The organism is Chitinophaga sp. NPDC101104, assembly GCF_050277495.1.
Classification (GTDB): Bacteria; Bacteroidota; Bacteroidia; order Chitinophagales; family Chitinophagaceae; genus Chitinophaga.
The window spans coordinates 2,316,390-2,333,558 of record NZ_JBNNSF010000001.1 but is presented as its reverse complement, the minus strand read 5'-3'; the positions used below and the strand labels follow the sequence as shown (position 1 = coordinate 2,333,558).

Here is a 17,169-nt window from a genome sequence, read left to right as displayed (position 1 = left end):
CTACACAAATATCAAAAAGAAAACCCCGGGGCCCAGGCCCCTGGGTTTCACATGACGTTCCCTTCCTCACTCGGCCGTGTTCTTCAACTGCATCAGCAGGGAATACGCGCCGGCGGTCACGATGGTTTTGCCTTCCAGCCCGGAAGCAGCCACCACGGTCACACCTTCGCCCTCCTGCCCTTTGGTGACGGGCGTTAACCGGAAAGTGCGCTCGCCTTCCTGCACGAATACATAATCCTGGTTCTCGAAATTCACGAAAGCCGCCGTGGGCAATACTTTCTCGACGATATCGTTCAGCCGAACCTCCGCATTCATGTACATTCCCGGCACGAGGCTCTTGTCGTACTTCCGGAAATGGCAATGCACCTCGGCGCTGCGGTTCTCGTTCAGGGAATGACTGATCAGGATAATTTCCGCATCGTATTTCTGATCGGGCCGGGCGTTGGTGTACACCACCGCCGGCTGGCCGATAGACAGTTTGGCGAGGTCTTTTTCGTAAACGGTGAGGTTCAGGTGGATGTCTTCCGGGTTCACGAGATCGAAAATCACGTCAGACGGCGTCACGTACTTCCCGATGTTGACATTCACTTTATTGACATAGCCGTTAATGGGCGACAGGATATTGACCGTCCGCGAGATATTGTTTTCCGTGAGCCGGTCCGCATCAATGCCGATCAGCGCCAGTTTGGCGGCGAGCGCGCGGGTGGAGATGCTCACGTTGCGGTATTCGCTTTCGGCCTGTTGCATGACCTTGTCGCTGCTGGCTTTGCTGCTGTTGAGCTCTTTCTGCCGCTCGAATTCCTTCCGCGCGAACTCCAGCCGGTTTTTCGACATGAGGTAATCCTGTTGCAACTGGATGAACTGCGGATCTTCCATCACGCCCAGCAATTGTCCTTTTCTGACCAGCGTCCCGGGCATCATGCCGGTGGATTTCAGGTAGCCGCCGAGCGGGGTGCTCACGGAGATCATGTTTTGCGGGGGCACGTCCACCTGTCCGCTGAGCCGCAGGATGCCGCTCACGCTTTGTTCGGAAAGGCGGCCGGTTTGGAGGTCTACGTGCTTGCGTTGTTCCGCCGTGAGGGTCACCACATCGGCATCCGCCGCTACCGGCGCGTCTTTGGGCGCTTCCGGGGCATTTCCGCAGGCGGCGAGCAGCAGGCAAAGCGCGGCTGCGAGGGTATTATTGAAAATGATATCGCGTTTCATAATTAATCAGCTAACAGGTATTGCAATTGGATAATGCTATTGTTGAGATTTTTAACGGCGTCGAAATAGTCGAGCTGTGTGCCGAGGGATTGCTGGTTGAGGACGGTCCATTCGAGGTAATTGATTTCCCCTTCCTGCAGTTGCCGGTTCAGCGTGGCGGTGATTTCCTGCGCGTTTTTCAAAGCGCCCGTTTCGTAATCGTTCACGATGTCGCGGAATTGCTTCACCCGCACCATCGCCCCGGCCAGCTCCGCTTCCAGCGCGGCGGCCTGGTATTCGGTCTCGTTCTGCGCAATGCGGAGGCCGGTTTTGGCGGATTTGATCCGGGCGCGCTGCGAACCCGCGAAAACGGGAACGGCCACGCCCACCTGGAAGGAATTGAACCGGTCGCCCCGCCCGTACCGCACGCCGTCGCGGATGCTGCCGTTATTGAGCCCCGCGCTGAAATCGGGCAGCAGCTTCGCTTTTTCCACCTGCACGGCCGCACCGGCGGCGGATTCCCGCTGGCGGCGCCATTTCAGCAAGGGATGGCCCGCAAGGCCCGAGGTATCCGGCAACGGCATATCGAGCTTGAAGGCGGCCGATTCGGGCATGCGGGGCTCGCTGGAATGGAGAAGCAGCATGAACTGGCGTTGCAGCAACGCACGCTCCTGTCCTACGGTTTTGCGAAGCATCCGCAGCTGGATGAGCTGGTTTTCGGCGCTCGCTTTTTCGAGGATGTTCGTTTCGCCCGCCTTCAGCCGCAACGCGGCCACGCGGAGGAACGCGCTGTAGGTGGAATCCATTTGCAGGAGGAGCTTTTCGCGCTCGGCCATCAGCAGCAGTTCGTAGAAAATACCGGTCGTCAGCCTGCGGATTTCCACCTCCTGCAATTCCGTTTCCAGCAGCGCCGCTTTCCACTCCTCGCCCAACTGCCGCTTCTGCCGGTTGTACAGCGAAGGAAGGCTGAAGCTTTGGGTCACGGAGATCCTGTCGTCCGCCAACGGACCGTTAAACTTCCCATATTCCGCCCCCACGGACGTTTTCGGCAGATCGACCGCGGTTTTCATCAATTCCTTCGCCTGTTCCGCGCGCAAGCGCCGGTTCTGCACGAGGAGGTTATTGCGAACGGCGGAATCCAGGGCCGCTTCGAGGCGGATCGGTTGTTGCGCGAAAGCAGGCATCGCTGCCAAAAGCAATACCACACCGGCCGCCAGTTTCTTTCTTTTGATTTTCACCCCTTTCTCAAAGGCAACGTAGAGGATCGGCAACACGAACAGCGTCAGCAGCGTGGCGATCATCAGTCCGCCGATCACCACCGTGGCCAGCGGCCGTTGCACTGAAGCGCCCGCACCGTTGCTGAGCGCCATGGGCAAAAAGCCCAGCGATGCCACGAAAGCCGTCATGAGCACGGGGCGCAACCGCGTAACGGTGCCGCGGGTCACAATTTTCTGCATATCGGTTTCTCCTGATTTTTTGATGCGGTTGAATTCCGCCACCAGCACGATCCCGTTCAGCACCGCAATCCCGAACAGCGCGATAAAACCCACGCCTGCACTGATACTGAAAGGCATGCCGCGTAGGGCGAGGAGGAAAATGCCGCCGATGGCGGACAATGGAATGGCCGTATAAATCAACAAGCCGTATTTGATGGAATTGAAAGCGAAATACAGCAACAGGAAGATGAGCACCAGCGAAACCGGCACGGCGATAGACAGGCGCGCCTTTGCTTCGTTGAGGTTCTCGAAAGAACCGCCGTAGCCGATCGCGTAACCGGCGGGCAGTTTGATGCTTTCCGCAACCTTCCCCTGCAATTCTTCCACGATGCTTTCCACATCGCGGCCGCTTACGTTGAAGCCCACGAGGATCCGGCGGCGGGTGTCTTCGCGCTGGATCTGGCTGGGACTGTCGATCAGTTCCACAGCCGCCACCTGGTATAGCGGTATCTGCGTACCGGCTGGGGTCGGGATGAGGAGGTTCTGCACGTCGCGGATGTCGGTCCGCTGATCGTTCTGCAAACGTACCACCAGTTCAAACCGTTTTTCCCCTTCGAACACGAGCCCTGCGCTCTGACCGGCGAACGCGGCATTCACGTTCCGGTTGATATCGGCGATGTTCAGTCCATATTGCGCGATGGCCGCGCGGTTGTATTTGATGACGATCTGCTGTGTGCCCGTGATCTGCTCCACGTACAATTCCGTGGCGCCTTTGACGGTGCGCACGATGCCGGCGAGCTGTTTGGCGTAAACGCCCAGTGTGTCGAGGTCTTCGCCGAATATTTTGCAGACCACGTCTTGCCTTGCGCCCGTCATCAGTTCGTTGAAGCGCATCTGCACCGGGAACTGGAAGCTGGTAGTGACGCCCGGCACCTCCGACGCCGCGGCCCCCATCTTTTCGGACAGCTCGTCGAACGAGCGGGCCGACGTCCATTCCGATTTGGGCTTGAGGTTGATGATCATATCGCCCATATCCATCGGCAACGGCTCCGTGGGCACTTCGCTGCTGCCGATCTTGGTGACGATGTTGCGCACTTCCGGGAACCGGCTTTTCAGGATCCCTGCTACCTTCTGCACATGATCCACGGTGGTATGCAGGTTACTGCCCGACAGGACGCGCGTCTCCACCGCAAAATCCCCTTCTTCGATCGACGGGATGAATTCCCCGCCGAGCCGCGTCAGGATGAATATGGCCGTTATGAACATCACCACCACGATGCCCACGATGGTTTTGGGAACGGCCAGCGCCTTCGTCAGCCAGCCTTTATATCCTTTCTCGATCCGCTCCATGGCCCTGTCTGACAGGTTGGGCTTCGTTTTGACCTTCCGGCTGAGCACCACCGCGCTCATCATCGGGATGTACGTCAGCGACAACAGGAACGCCCCCAGCAGCGCGAAAGCCACCGTTTGCGCCATGGGCTTGAACATCTTGCCCTCGATCCCCTGCAGCGTAAAAATGGGCAGGTATACGATAAGGATGATGATTTGCCCGAACACGGCGCTGTTCATCATTTTGGAAGACGCGCTTTTCACTTCGCCGTCCATCTCTTCCTTCGACAACTGCATCACGCCCGCAAACTTTTTGCTGTGGCTCAGCTGGTGCATGACCGCTTCCACGATGATCACGGCCCCGTCCACGATCAGCCCGAAATCCAGCGCGCCGAGGCTCATCAGGTTGCCGCTCACGCCGAAAAGGTTCATCATGATCACGGCAAAAAGCATCGACAGCGGGATGACCGACGCCACGAGCAGCCCCGCGCGCAGGTTCCCCAAAAAGATCACGAGCACGAACACGACGATCAGCGCGCCTTCCATCAAATTGACCTCCACCGTTTTGATGGCGTTAGACACCATGTCGGTACGGTCGAGGAAAGGTTCTATCACCACGCCTTCCGGCAACGTTTTTTGTATTTCCGCGATTTTGGCTTTGATATCTTCGATCACCACATTGCTGTTGGCGCCTTTCAGCATCATCACGATCGCGCCGGACACTTCGCCTTCGTTGTTATACGTCAGGGCCCCGTACCGCGTAGCCGACCCGATCCGCACATCCGCCACGTCGCGGATGAGCAGCGGCGCACCGGCGGTACCGTTCCGCACCACGATGTTGCCGATATCTTCCTGGCTGCCGATGAGCCCTTCGCTCCGGATGTACAGCACGGTCGCCTGTTTTTCGATGTAGGCGCCGCCGGTATTTTCGTTATTGGTTTCGAGGGCGTTGAACACGTCGGATATGGTAACGCCGTACGCCTGCAGCTTGGCGGGGCTCACGGCCACGTGGTACTGCTTCAGCTTTCCGCCGAAACTGCTCACTTCCGCCACACCCTTCACACCGAGCAATTGCCGGCGAACGATCCAGTCCTGGATGGTGCGCAGTTCGGTAATATCGTACCGGGACGCGTACCCTTTTTTCGGGCGGACGACGTATTGGTAAATTTCCCCCAGTCCGGTGGAAATAGGCCCCATTTCGGGTTTGCCGATCCCGTCGGGGATCGAGGCCTGGATCACGGCCAGGCGTTCGGACACCTGCTGGCGTGCCCAGTAAATATCCACCCCGTCGTCGAACACCAATGTTACGAGCGAAAGGCCGAAGCGGCTGTAGCTCCTGATCTCGCTGATGCCCGCAATATTGCTGCTGGCCTGCTCCACGGGGAAAGTAACGAGCCGCTCGATGTCGGTAGCCCCGTACGAGGGCGCAACGGTGATGATCTGGACCTGGTTGTTGGTGATATCCGGGACGGCGTCCACGGGGAGTTTGAACAGTTCGAAAATACCATAGATGATGAGCGCGATGGTAAACAGCGCAACAACGAGTTTATTCCTCACGGAAAACCCGATAATTCGATTCAACATGAAATTCTGCTTTGATCTATCCGGAAACAATAATTGGACAGACCCGGCTATGGCCAGGCCTTACACAAAAAGGGACGCTCCGGGCCGGGGCGGCTGCCAGATCTTGCTGACGCCTTCGGTGGGGATGAAGTCGGCGTAGCGGGGAAACAATGCATCGGCCGCAAGGGGCATCACCGGCTTTTTGAGCACCAGCGGACTGGGTGCGGGGATGACTGGACTGAACATCAGGTTGGTATCTGCCTGTTTGAACGGCAACTGGTTGTCGCGCTCTTCGTCGTTGTCCGTATGCGGGATGTTGTTGTAATGATCGATGAGGAACTGTGAAAAAGTGATGTCTTTGTTCAATTGCCGGTGCTCGTTGAAGTGCTGTACCAACACGGGCAACTTCACGATCTCCCGGAGTTCCGTGCTGGAGATCGTGTAGACCACGAACAATATCAACGCTAGCAACTTTTTCACAAGGCACAAAGGTAGGCATTATATCTTTTAATTGCATGGCCCTTTCCGTCCCGGCTTTCCCGGTCAATGGGGAATAGCCCGGCAAAGCGGGATTATTCCCTGATTTCGGCCTGAATTTCCGCTTCTCAATAATTTTCGTATTTTTTGCCCGGAAACGGACCAAACCAAAATCGGGGAACGATTAACTTATCGTTAATTCCAGGTGATTCCCGGCAGCTTATTTTCCACGTTATTTCCAGTCTAACGGCAGGTTTGGCGGCATAGCGCCCCATCCCTGGCACGGAGGCTGCGGCGCCGGGTACTGGCAGTATCCGGCCGGCAAAATTATATTTGCTCAACAAAAACATGAGATGTCTGAACGCAAAGAAGAAATCGGACGGGGCTTGCTGCAAGCCGTTGCGGAAGGCGATGAAAAAGCATTCAGCGGGATATTCCATCATTACCGGAACAAAGTGTACGCCATTGCCTTTAAAGTGACGGGCTCCGAAGCCATCGCCGAAGAGGTGCTGCTCGACGTATTCCTGAAAGTCTGGCTTAAAAGGGAACAACTGCCGCAGGTAGCGCACTTCTCCGCCTGGCTGTTCACCATCACCCGCAACCACCTCTTCAACCTCCTCAAGCAAGCCGCGCATCGCACACAACCCGCGCTGCTGGCGGACTCCGAGGAATATGCCTTGTGCCCTGCATCAGACAATCCCGCCGCCATCCTGCAGGAAAAAGAATACCGGAAAGTGCTGCAACAGGCCGTAGACCGCCTGCCGCCGCAGCAGAAGAAAGTATACCGCCTCATCAAGGAACACGGCCTCAAGCGCGAAGAAGCCGCCGTGGAGCTCAACCTTTCCCCCGAAACCGTAAAGCGCCACCTTTCCGACGCCATGCAATTCATCCGCGTATACTGCGTATCGCACCTGGGCACCTGGGCGGCGCTCACCATTGTTAAGGGAATATTATGATCTGAAATTTTTTTCCGCCCGGCTGACCCGCTCCCCTTTTTTTACTGTCTCCTTTAATAGAAACGCATAACAGAACCGAATGTCCAGACTAGACGAGCTGTTCCATAAACTCCTGGCCGGCGCCTGCACACCCGCCGAAAAACAGGAACTCTACGCCCTGCTGGCGAAGCCGGAGCACGATGCAGACCTGCAGCGGCTGCTGGACGAAGCCATCTATTCCACCACCGGCGACGAAAAGCCCGTGGCCAACGAGCGCGCCGGCGCCATCCTGTCTATCATCCTGGAGGCACAGGCGAAGCCCGCGCCGCGGAAAACCATCCTGCGCACAGTGGCCATTGCAGCCGCTGCTGCAGCGGCGGTTGCAGCTTTAGTGTGGACGGGCGTTCAGCAAACACGGTCCCCGCAGCAAAGGTTGGTAAAAACGGAAGAGACCTTTACGCAGGAGATCCTGCCTGCATCCAGCGGAGCGTTGCTGACATTGGGGAACGGGCAGACCGTTCCGCTCGACAGTCTCGGTCAGGGCGTGATCGCCCAACAGGGCGGCACCTCCGTGAAACTGGGGAACGGATCGCTGGCGTACGACGATGCGCAGCCCGGGGAATCCACCTTCAACACCCTTTCCACGCCCCGCGGCCGTGTGTTCCACATCACCCTGCCAGACGGGTCGGGCGTGTGGCTGAACGCGGCCAGCAGCCTACGGTACCCGACCAGCTTTGATGCCGCGGAAAGAACGGTGGAACTGAAGGGCGAGGCGTATTTCGACATCCGGCCCATGGCGGCCAAACCGTTCAGGGTGAAAGTGAACGGGCGAACGGAAGTACTGGTGCTGGGAACGCGGTTCAACGTTTCCGCCTACGGCAACGATCCGCTCATCGCCGCCACGCTCCTCCAGGGCAAGGTGGCTGTAGACCAGCGCGTGCTGCAGCCGGGCGAACAGGCGCGGATCACCGCAGAAAATGCGATAAAAATCGTGAAAGCCGATACCAGCCAGGTGATGGCCTGGCGGAACGGGATGTTCAATTTCGACAATGCAGACATCCGCGAAGTCATGAAACAACTGGAACGCTGGTACGATATCGACGTAATCTACGAAACCGACATACCGCCCCTGCGATTCGGCGGAAAAATGGAACGCAGCCTTTCCCTCCAGCAAATTACCCGGATACTGGCCATATCCGACGTGCATTGCAGGCTGGAAGGCAGGAAACTGATCATCACACCTTAAAAAATTCAATCCGGCACATACAGCCCCCGCACCTTAACCCCGGTTAAGGCCGGGCTACCTATGCCCTAAAATTTCACATACGGAAATGACGCAGATTTTTGACCGCAAACACATCATGAAACCAAAACCGACAGTCATGAAACTGATCCTGCTGCTGGCCACGGTGCTGACCTTACAGGTACAGGCCAACGTTGCCGCCCAGACGATTACCATGACGGGCAAACAGCTCGCCTTCCCGGAGATCTTCGCCAGACTGGAGAAACAGACGGGGTACGTGGTATTCTACAACCTTTCCCTGCTGGCCAAAACCACGCCGGTGAATGTAGAAGCCCGCAACAAACCCCTCGAATCCTTCCTGTCCGACATCATGGCCGGCCAGCCCATCGATTACGAGATCAGCAACAAAACGATCACGATCAAGGAACGGCCGCTCACTCCGCAATCCGCCGGCACCGTGGCGCAGGCCCCGCCGGTTAAAGGCCGCGTGACAGACGAAGAAGGCAATGCGCTGCCCGGCGCCACCATCGCCGTGGCAGGCACTTCGCGCGGCGTGCAGACGAACGAGAACGGGGAATTTTCCATCGAGGCGGATAAACAGGACATCCTGTTCGTCACCTATCTCGGCTTCGAACGGAAAGTGATCGCCGTGAAAGATATCAAACAGCCACTCGTGGTACAGCTTTCCCCGTCGAAGAAAAACGTGAACGAAGTAGTGGTGATCGGGTACGGCAGCGTGCAGAAAAAAGACCTGACCGGCGCCGTGTCTACCGTAAAAATGTCGGACCTGGCAGACGTGCCCGTGGCGAGGGTAGACCAGATGTTGCAAGGGCGCATCGCCGGTGCGGAATTCGTTTCGGCGGACGGGGAGCCCGGTTCCGGCACCTCCGTCCGCATCCGCGGCACCCGCTCCATCACGGCAAGCAACGAACCGCTGTACATCGTGGACGGCCTCATGGACGCCATCACTTCCCTGAGCGAGCTCAACCCATCCGACATCGAGAACATCAGCGTGCTGAAAGACGCGTCCTCTACAGCCATCTACGGCTCCCGCGGCAGCAACGGCGTTATCATCATCACCACCAAATCGGGCGGCGATAAAAAAGGCAAAACCAGTTTCACGTTGCGCAACGACGTGGGTTTCTCCGAGCTTCCACGCTACCTCGACCTGATGAACGCCACCGAGTTCGCGCAATTGCAGAACGACCGGTATTACTTCGCCAGCACGGCCAACCAGACCAAACCGCTGGAAGAATATCCCTACCCCGATCCGCTCGCCCTGGGCGACGGCACCAACTGGACGCAGGAGATCACCCGGAGGGCGCCGTACCATAACCTGACGCTGTCTGCCTCCGGCGGCGACAAGGCCACCCAGTACTTCTTTTCCGCCAACTACAACAACAACCAGGGCATCATCAAAAACAGTGGGATGAAACGCTACCAGGTGCGCCTGAACCTCGACCGTACCATCAATCAATACGTGAAAGCGGGCGTCCGTTTCAACTATTCCAACCTCGACCGGGCGCTCAACAATGCCGACGTGGGCACGCAGACGCTGTGGTACCGGTCCACCATCTTCCTCGCCCCCACCATTCCGGCGTATAAGCAGGACGGCAGTTTCAACGACTGGAACTCCCAGTGGTACAGCGGCACCCTGTTCGATTCGCCGCTGGCCAACGTGTTGCTGCGGAAGAACGACCGGCTGGAAAAAAGCCTCAGTTCCATGGCCTATGTAGAGATCACGCCGGTCAAAAACATCCTGGTGCGGTCCACCATTTCCTATTCCGATCTTTCGCGGACCAACGACCAGTACATCCCGTCTACCATGCCCTCGCGCCAGAACGCCAACTCCGGCGGCTATGCGTACAAGAGCGCGTACGCAGAAAACAACCTGCTGAACGAAAACACCATCACGTACAAGCGGACGTTCAACAAGCGCCACAATTTCGACGCGATGTACGGTTTCACCATGCAGAAGCGCCAATACAATAACATGACCACCAACGGACAGGGTTATTTCATCGACGACATCGAGAACAACGATATGGGTGCGCTCCCTTCCAAGGAAACGATCAACCTCAGCTCCTCCCTGGAAACCCAGGGCCGGATGAGCCACCTCGCCCGTGTCAACTACAATTACCGCAACCGGTATTACCTCACCGCCACCATGCGCCGCGACGGGGCGTCGAACTTCTCTTCCGACAACAAATGGGCGTTTTTCCCATCGGGCGCGTTCAAGTGGAATATCAGCAGCGAGCCCTTCATGCAGCGTTTCAACAAACTGAGCGAGCTTTCCCTCCGCCTGAGCGGCGGTACGTCCGGCAACGATGCCATCAGCAGGTACCAGTCGCTCTCCCGGCTCACGTCTACCACCGGCGGCTACCTCTTCGGCGGCGCGCAGCCCGTGGCCTACTATCCCTCCCGCATCGCCAACGAAGGCCTTACCTGGGAAAAGACCACCACGTTCAACGCCGGGCTCGACGTGTCGTTCTTCAACAAGCGGCTGGACATCGTGCTCGACCTCTACCAAAGCCGTACCTCCGACCTGCTGCTCACCGTACAACTGCCCACTCACGTGGGTTACGGCTCGCGCCTGGCCAACATCGGCAAAACCTCGAACCGCGGGATCGAGCTGACCGTCAACCACGAAAACATCCGCCGGAAAAACTTCTCCTGGTCTACCTCCGTGACCGCGGCGCATAACACGCAGCGGGTGGAAGATATCGGCGGTTACGAGCGCGTATCCGTGTACGACAACCCTTACGGCGCGCAGTACATGATGTATGGATATGAAAAGGGCCGGCCGCTCAACGCCGTCTGGGGCATGCAATACGCCGGCGTGTGGAAGAACACGGCGGAAATCGAGAAGAACAAAGAGACGAAAGAATATGCCTCCGCGGCGGTGAATTTCTACCAGCCCGGCCGCCAGCGCTACATCGACCAGAACCGCGACGGCGTGCTGGACAATAACGACCTCATCTATCTCGGGAACGCCGATCCTTACGTGTATGGCGGCATCCAGAATACATTCCGGATCAAAAAACTGAGCGTTTCGTTCTATTTCAACTATTCGCTGGGTGGGAAGATCTACAATCCCACCGAATTGTTCATGGGCACGGGCACTTACCTGAGCAACCAGTTCCGTTATATGGTGAACGCCTGGCACCCCGTGCGCAACCCGGGCTCCGATTACCCGCGGGCGGATTCGAAAGACGATATCCCGAACGACCGCTTCCTGCACGACGCTACGTTCCTGCGGTTCAAGAACCTCTCGCTCGGGTACCCCGTCAACCTCAACGGGATCACCGGCAAAAGGCTGAATTCGCTCTACCTCGCGCTGACCGGCAACAATCTTTTCCTCTGGAAGCATTACAACGGATACGATCCCGAAGTATCCACCCAAAGCGGCGGTTCCACCATCCGCAGGATGGACAACGGCGCCTACCCGACCAGCCGCACCATCACCTTTAGCGCAGAACTGAAATTCTAAAAACACCGAACATGAAAACGAACAAGTACCGCATATTATATCTCCTGTTGCTCGGCGGCTCCCTCACACTGGGCAGCTGCGCCAAGCTGCTGGAAGAAGAGCCGCACAGCTTCGTGGACGCAGACGGGTTCTTCAAATCGGAGAGCCAGTGCATCGCCGCGCTGAACGGCTGTTACATCGACCTTACCAACATTTACGCCGCCGACCTCATGGTTTCCCTCGAGGCGGTGACCGACCTGGCGTTCCTCAATTCTTCCAACCTCGACGCCAAGCTCGAGATCTCCCCCGCCAATCCAGGCATGGGAGATAACGTATGGACGGCCTGCTACCGCGGCGTGATGTATTGCAACGCGGCCATCGCGGGGATCGAAAAGGCGAAGATCGCCGAAGACCGGAAGCCCGCGCTGAAAGGGGAAGCCGTGGCGCTGAGGGCTTTGTATTATTACATCCTCACCAGCACTTTCGGCGATGTGCCGTTCTATACGGCGGATGTCAACAGCCTGGATGTGCTGGAGACCATCGGGAAGCTGGGCCGCATGAACGCCAGTGAAACCCGGACAATCCTCATCAACGAGCTGAAGGAATACGCGCCTAAACTGCCGCAAACGCGCACCTCCGAAGTGAAAGACAACCGCATTTCCGCGTCCATGGCGTATATGCTCATCGGGAAAATGGCGCTGTGGAACAAGGATTACGCCACCTGCGAAAGCGCCATGGAGGAGATCCGGAAAATCTACGGCCAGCTCGTGCAATATCCCCTCACAGATATGTATTTCCGCAACAAGAACACGCCCGAATCGATCTTCGAGGTACAATATACCTGGTCGGCCGCCGGCCTGAAGAAAACCTCCACCGTAGCGGCTTTCTTCACCCCCACAAAAGCTTCCGGCACGAGCGTGTACGATGGCGTGGACATTCCGGAACTGGGGAACGCGGCCAATCCCTTCAACAGCATTACGCCTTCGGAATACATGATGTCGCTCTACGACCTGGCCGACCCACGCAAAGAGATCATCCTTGCCTATTCCTACAACGGCACCTGGTTCAAGCGGCCCATGGCCAACAACGGCACCGGCAAAGCCTGGATGGGGCCGAAGTTCTGGTGCCCGGGCATGACCAACATCGCCGACGGCAATAACCAGAAAGTGTTCCGCTATGCGGATGCGCTGCTCATGCTGGCAGAAGCCGCCAACGAAACAGGCAATACCGACCTGGCGATGCAATGCATCAACGAGGTGAAATCCCGCGCCAGCGCAGATTTCGTACTGACGACATATCCGGGAAAAACGGAGTTCCTGGAGGAAGTGAAGAAAGAACGCGCCCGCGAGCTGATGGGCGAATACGGCCGGAAGTGGGACCTCGTGCGCTGGGGAGACTGGTTCCGCGCCATACAGGAAACCATCGCCACGGAATACCCCGTCATCAAAGACAACGCCCTGCCCTATCACGAATTCTATCCCATCCCGGATAAGGAAGTGATGCGCTCCAACGGCATATTAACCAATCCCGCCTACAACCAGTAATGCACATGAAAAGAAATATCTCCCTCCTGGCCGTCCTGCTCCTGGCCGCATTTTCCGCCACGGCGCAAGACACGCTGCGCGTCCTCAGCTATAATATCCTCGAAGGGATGGTGAAAGACACCACCCGCGGTAAGAAAGTATTCGTGGAATGGGTGAAAGATCACCGGCCCGATGTGGTAGCCCTGCAGGAATGCAACGGCTTCACCCAGAAATCGCTGGAAGAACTGGCGTTGAGCTATGGCCATCCCTACGCGGTGATCGTGAAGGAAAACGGCTATCCCACCGGGCTCACGTCCCGCTTCCCCATCGCCGGCATCCAAAAGATCAATGACAACATGACCCATGGGTTCATCATGGCGAAAGTGGGGAAATACAATATCGTAGTGCTGCATCTCAACCCGCACAAGCATAAGAAAAGACGGGCCGAGATTGCGCAGGTGATCGCCAATATGGATTTGCAGACCGATAAAAAGAACCGGATCGTGATGGGCGATTTCAATTCCGTGTCGCCGCTGGACAGGGAACGCATCGAAAAATCGGATTACCTCGCCCGCCAGAAAGCCGCAGCCGCCCAGCGCCCCGTGCTCGACAATCTCGCCGAAGGCGGCGTGATAGACTATGCCGTGCAGCAGCAGATGCTGGACGCGGGCTTCACCGACGCCGGCAAAACGTTCGACGAACGGCAGCAGGCGCAATCCGGTAAAAGCATTATCGCTACCAACGCGCGCATCGATTACGTGTACCTTTCCGGCGACCTGAAGAAGAAGATCATCCGCTGCGCGTTCATCTACGATCCCTTCACGGCCGTTCATTCCGACCACCGGCCCATTCTCCTCGAACTCAAACAATAAAACGGCATGAAGCATTTCAATAAATTCCTCCTGGCCGCCGGCACCGCAGCGATCCTCTTCGCCGGTTGCCGCAAGAAAGAAGATTATCATTTCACGACGGAACTGGCCATAGACACCCGCATCGTCCGCCTGAACGCATTGCCCGACACGACGCAGATCATCGTGTACGCAGAAGGTACATGGACGGTTGAGCCCCTCGAAAAAACGGACTGGATGACGCTGCAACAATCTTCCGGCGAAGGCAAAGGCAGCATCCGCGCCGAAGTGACCAGCAACGAAGGCAACCTCCCCCGCGCGGTAAAAATCCTCGTGCGGTCAGGCGGTAAATCCGACACCATTTCCCTGCAGCAACGGGGCCTCACGCCGCAGATCGCCATCGCAGACACCACGCTGCAAAGCATTGCAAACGGCGGCTCCATCAAATCCGTCATCACCACCAACGTACCGCTGGAGAAGATGACCGTCAGCTACCAGTACGACGATCCCGAACAGCAAAACTGGATCAGCAACGCCAGCATCCAGAACGGTTACCTTTACATGAAAGCCGATACCAGCCGCGCCGCCGCCATACGCAGCGGCCTGCTCACCCTGAGTTACCTCGACGCGCTGGGCACCACCACCCGCGATTCCGTCCGCATCCGCCAGCATCCCGGCATCGATTTCACGGGAGCAGTGATGAAGGATTTCGCATACATCAAACAGGCGCTCGCGGCCGGCACCATCGACGAGAATATTTATGTGGAAGGGATCGTGATCAGCGACAAGGGGCATCCCAACATCGCCAAAAATCTCAATACCGCCAGCAACAAGCATACGGTCGACAAATCAGAAAATGCCGTGGCCGTGTATGTGCAAAGCATGGACGGTATGATGGGGCTGTATATCAAGACCCAAACCCCGGGCGACAATATCTTCAGTTTCAACGACCATGTGAAAATATGGCTGAAAGGCGCCACCCTTGCCCGTCTCACGAACCCTGACCGCGTAACGGTTTCGGGTATTACAGCGCCGCAGGTGATGGAGAAGGAAAGCAATACCGCCGTGTTGCAGCCCCGCGAAAAATACATCGGCGACCTGACCGACAATGATCTCTATACCTATGTGAAATTGCGTGATGTGGAGATTTCCGTTCCCTGGGGCTCTTTCAGCAATATCAATGAAGGATATGCGGCCAGGATGGACTGCTTCCCCACCCATATCCGCGACATCCGCGGCAACGGGATGTACCTGCTCACGAACCTGGACGTGCCTTACCGGCGGGACGGGAACGCCCTGCCCCAGGGCTCCGGCACCATCGCCGGCGTGCTGGTGAGCGAAACGATGGACCGTTACGGCGGCAACATCGGAAAATATGCTATCCGCCACCTCCGCCGGGAAGATATTGCGCTGCAACAAGCCCGCGAAAACGGGTTCTCGAACGTACTGGTGGAATGGGGCCGCTTCCGCAACGAATTCGCTGCCACGCCCACGGCCACCCAGAACCCGCTTACCCCCGAAACCGGCGCAGGGCGCTTCTACCAAAGCACCAAAACCGGGCTGAACTTCACTTCCAGCGGCATTTCCGCCGCCACCGACTTCAACGCCCTGCAGCAGGAACCCACCACCAACAAAGGGGCCGTTAGCAATGGCGGATGGGCCACCAAAAACTGGTGGAACGCCACCGAAAACCGCGGAGAATACTGGATGATCGAAGTATCGACGGCAGGCATCAGCACACCGGTTTCCCTCCAGCTGGACGGGAATTCCGACATCGGCGGGCCGCGCAACTTCACCGTGGAATGGGCATCCACCAACGACGCCGCCACAACCTGGAACACCGTAGGCACCTTCACTTTCCAGGACGTGGTGAACTGGTCGAACACCCTGCTGACGCAGGTGGCGGGCACCAAAGTGGTGAACTTCCAGTTTCCGCAGGCCGCCAGCGGACTGCTGACGCTCTACATCCGCATCCGCGTCACCAACAAGACCGCAGGAACGTCCACGGCCGTTTCCGGCGGGTCGGTGGGCGCGAATTCCGTTTCGAGGATCGTGCATGCGTCGATCAAGTACAACAAGTAAGTCTTTCGATTTTGGTTGAAATGGAGTAAAAGAAAACCCGCCTTCGTGGCGGGTTTTCGCATATCTGGAGAATATTTTTATACGAGTATCACCTCCTCATCCACCGCTTCCCCGTTCATCAACTGCCCTACGCTCCGCAACGTGACCTCCGCGATCTGCCGCAGGGCTTCTTCTGTGAAAAAGGCCTGGTGGCCGGTCACCAGTACGTTCGGGAAACTCATGAGCCGCTGGATAGTATCGTCTTCGATGATGCTGCCGGACAGGTCTTTGAAAAACAGTTTCTCTTCCTGCTCGTACACATCGATGCCGAGATAGGCGATGTGCCCGGATTTGAGGCTGTCGATCACATCAGCGGTATGCAGCAGTCCACCCCGGCTGGTATTGATGATCGTGACGCCGCGTTTCATTTTCCGGAGGGTTTCGCGGTTGATGAGGTATTTGTTTTCGGGGACGAGGGGGCAATGCAGGGAAATAATGTCGGACGCGGCGATCAGCTCCTCCAATGGTAAATATTCCACGCCGGTCGCCTGCAATTCCGCATCGGGGAACGGGTCTGAAGCGATCACCCGGCAGCCGAACCCCGCCATGATCCTGCAAAAAGCCTTGCCTATTTTGCCTGTACCTACCGCCCCTACCGTTTTGCCATGGAGATTGAAGCCAAGGAGCCCGTTCAGCGCGAAGTTCTGCTCCCGCACGCGGTTGTAGGCTTTGTGGGTTTTGCGGACGAGCGTCAGCAACATGGCTACGGCATGTTCCGCCACGGCTTCGGGGGAATAGGCCGGAACGCGGCACACGCGGATGCCGTGTTTGCGGGCCGCATCCAGCTGCACATTGTTGAAACCGGCACAGCGCAACGCCAGTACTTTCACGCCTTTGGCGGCCAATACACCGATCACTTCCTCGGTGAGCTTGTCGTTCACGAAGGTGCAAACGACCGGGGTGCCATCGTCCACGGCATTGACGATATGCGGGCCGAGATGGGTTTCCAGGAATTCCAGCTCGAAGCCGTGTTTTTCGTTCGCCTGGTGAAAAAACTGCCTGTCGTATGGTTTTGCGGAGAAGAATAACATTTTCATGGT

Annotated in this window: 10 protein-coding genes; 6 read left to right on the top strand and 4 right to left on the bottom strand. The window is 57.3% G+C overall.

The features are described from left to right. Nucleotides 1–66: 66 nt before the first annotated feature. Genes ACQKLP_RS09315 through ACQKLP_RS09305 form a run of 3 tightly spaced genes read right to left on the bottom strand, consistent with a single transcriptional unit; the run spans nucleotide 67 to nucleotide 5,993 of the window. Nucleotides 67–1,206 carry an efflux RND transporter periplasmic adaptor subunit gene (locus tag ACQKLP_RS09315; protein WP_427322228.1) on the bottom strand — a complete coding sequence of 380 codons (1,140 nt, stop codon included), beginning with the start codon at nucleotides 1,204–1,206 and terminating at the stop codon, nucleotides 67–69. A gap of 2 nt (nucleotides 1,207–1,208) precedes the next feature. Then, a complete protein-coding gene (locus ACQKLP_RS09310; protein ID WP_427322226.1) occupies nucleotides 1,209–5,534 on the bottom strand; it encodes a CusA/CzcA family heavy metal efflux RND transporter in 4,326 nt (1,441 codons plus the stop codon). Between the two features lie 60 nt (nucleotides 5,535–5,594). After that, entirely contained in the window at nucleotides 5,595–5,993 is a 399-nt protein-coding gene (locus ACQKLP_RS09305) for a hypothetical protein (RefSeq protein ID WP_427322225.1), read from the bottom strand. Nucleotides 5,994–6,343: 350 nt separating this feature from the next. Here ACQKLP_RS09305 and ACQKLP_RS09300 point away from each other — a divergent pair, with 350 nt between their 5' ends. The 6 genes from ACQKLP_RS09300 (at nucleotide 6,344) to ACQKLP_RS09275 (ending at nucleotide 16,090) form a co-directional block, all read left to right on the top strand. Next, complete coding sequence (locus tag ACQKLP_RS09300; protein ID WP_427322223.1) at nucleotides 6,344–6,946, top strand: RNA polymerase sigma factor; 603 nt, start codon at nucleotides 6,344–6,346, stop codon at nucleotides 6,944–6,946. Between the two features lie 79 nt (nucleotides 6,947–7,025). Further along, nucleotides 7,026–8,171, top strand: a complete 1,146-nt coding sequence (locus ACQKLP_RS09295) for a FecR family protein (RefSeq protein WP_427322221.1) — start codon at nucleotides 7,026–7,028, stop codon at nucleotides 8,169–8,171. A 136-nt stretch (nucleotides 8,172–8,307) separates the two neighbouring features. Further along, nucleotides 8,308–11,658, top strand: a complete 3,351-nt coding sequence (locus tag ACQKLP_RS09290; protein ID WP_427322219.1) for a TonB-dependent receptor — start codon at nucleotides 8,308–8,310, stop codon at nucleotides 11,656–11,658. 11 nt (nucleotides 11,659–11,669) lie between these two features. Then, the gene (locus ACQKLP_RS09285) at nucleotides 11,670–13,181 is read left to right on the top strand and encodes a RagB/SusD family nutrient uptake outer membrane protein (protein ID WP_427322217.1); all 1,512 of its coding nucleotides are present in this window, start codon (nucleotides 11,670–11,672) and stop codon (nucleotides 13,179–13,181) included. Between the two features lie 5 nt (nucleotides 13,182–13,186). Continuing rightward, nucleotides 13,187–14,032, top strand: a complete 846-nt coding sequence (locus ACQKLP_RS09280; protein WP_427322214.1) for an endonuclease/exonuclease/phosphatase family protein — start codon at nucleotides 13,187–13,189, stop codon at nucleotides 14,030–14,032. Nucleotides 14,033–14,038: 6 nt separating this feature from the next. Continuing rightward, complete coding sequence (locus tag ACQKLP_RS09275; RefSeq protein ID WP_427322212.1) at nucleotides 14,039–16,090, top strand: DUF5689 domain-containing protein; 2,052 nt, start codon at nucleotides 14,039–14,041, stop codon at nucleotides 16,088–16,090. 77 nt (nucleotides 16,091–16,167) lie between these two features. Here ACQKLP_RS09275 and ACQKLP_RS09270 read toward each other — a convergent pair whose 3' ends face one another. Then, complete coding sequence (locus ACQKLP_RS09270) at nucleotides 16,168–17,166, bottom strand: 2-hydroxyacid dehydrogenase (RefSeq protein ID WP_427322211.1); 999 nt, start codon at nucleotides 17,164–17,166, stop codon at nucleotides 16,168–16,170. Nucleotides 17,167–17,169: the final 3 nt, after the last annotated feature.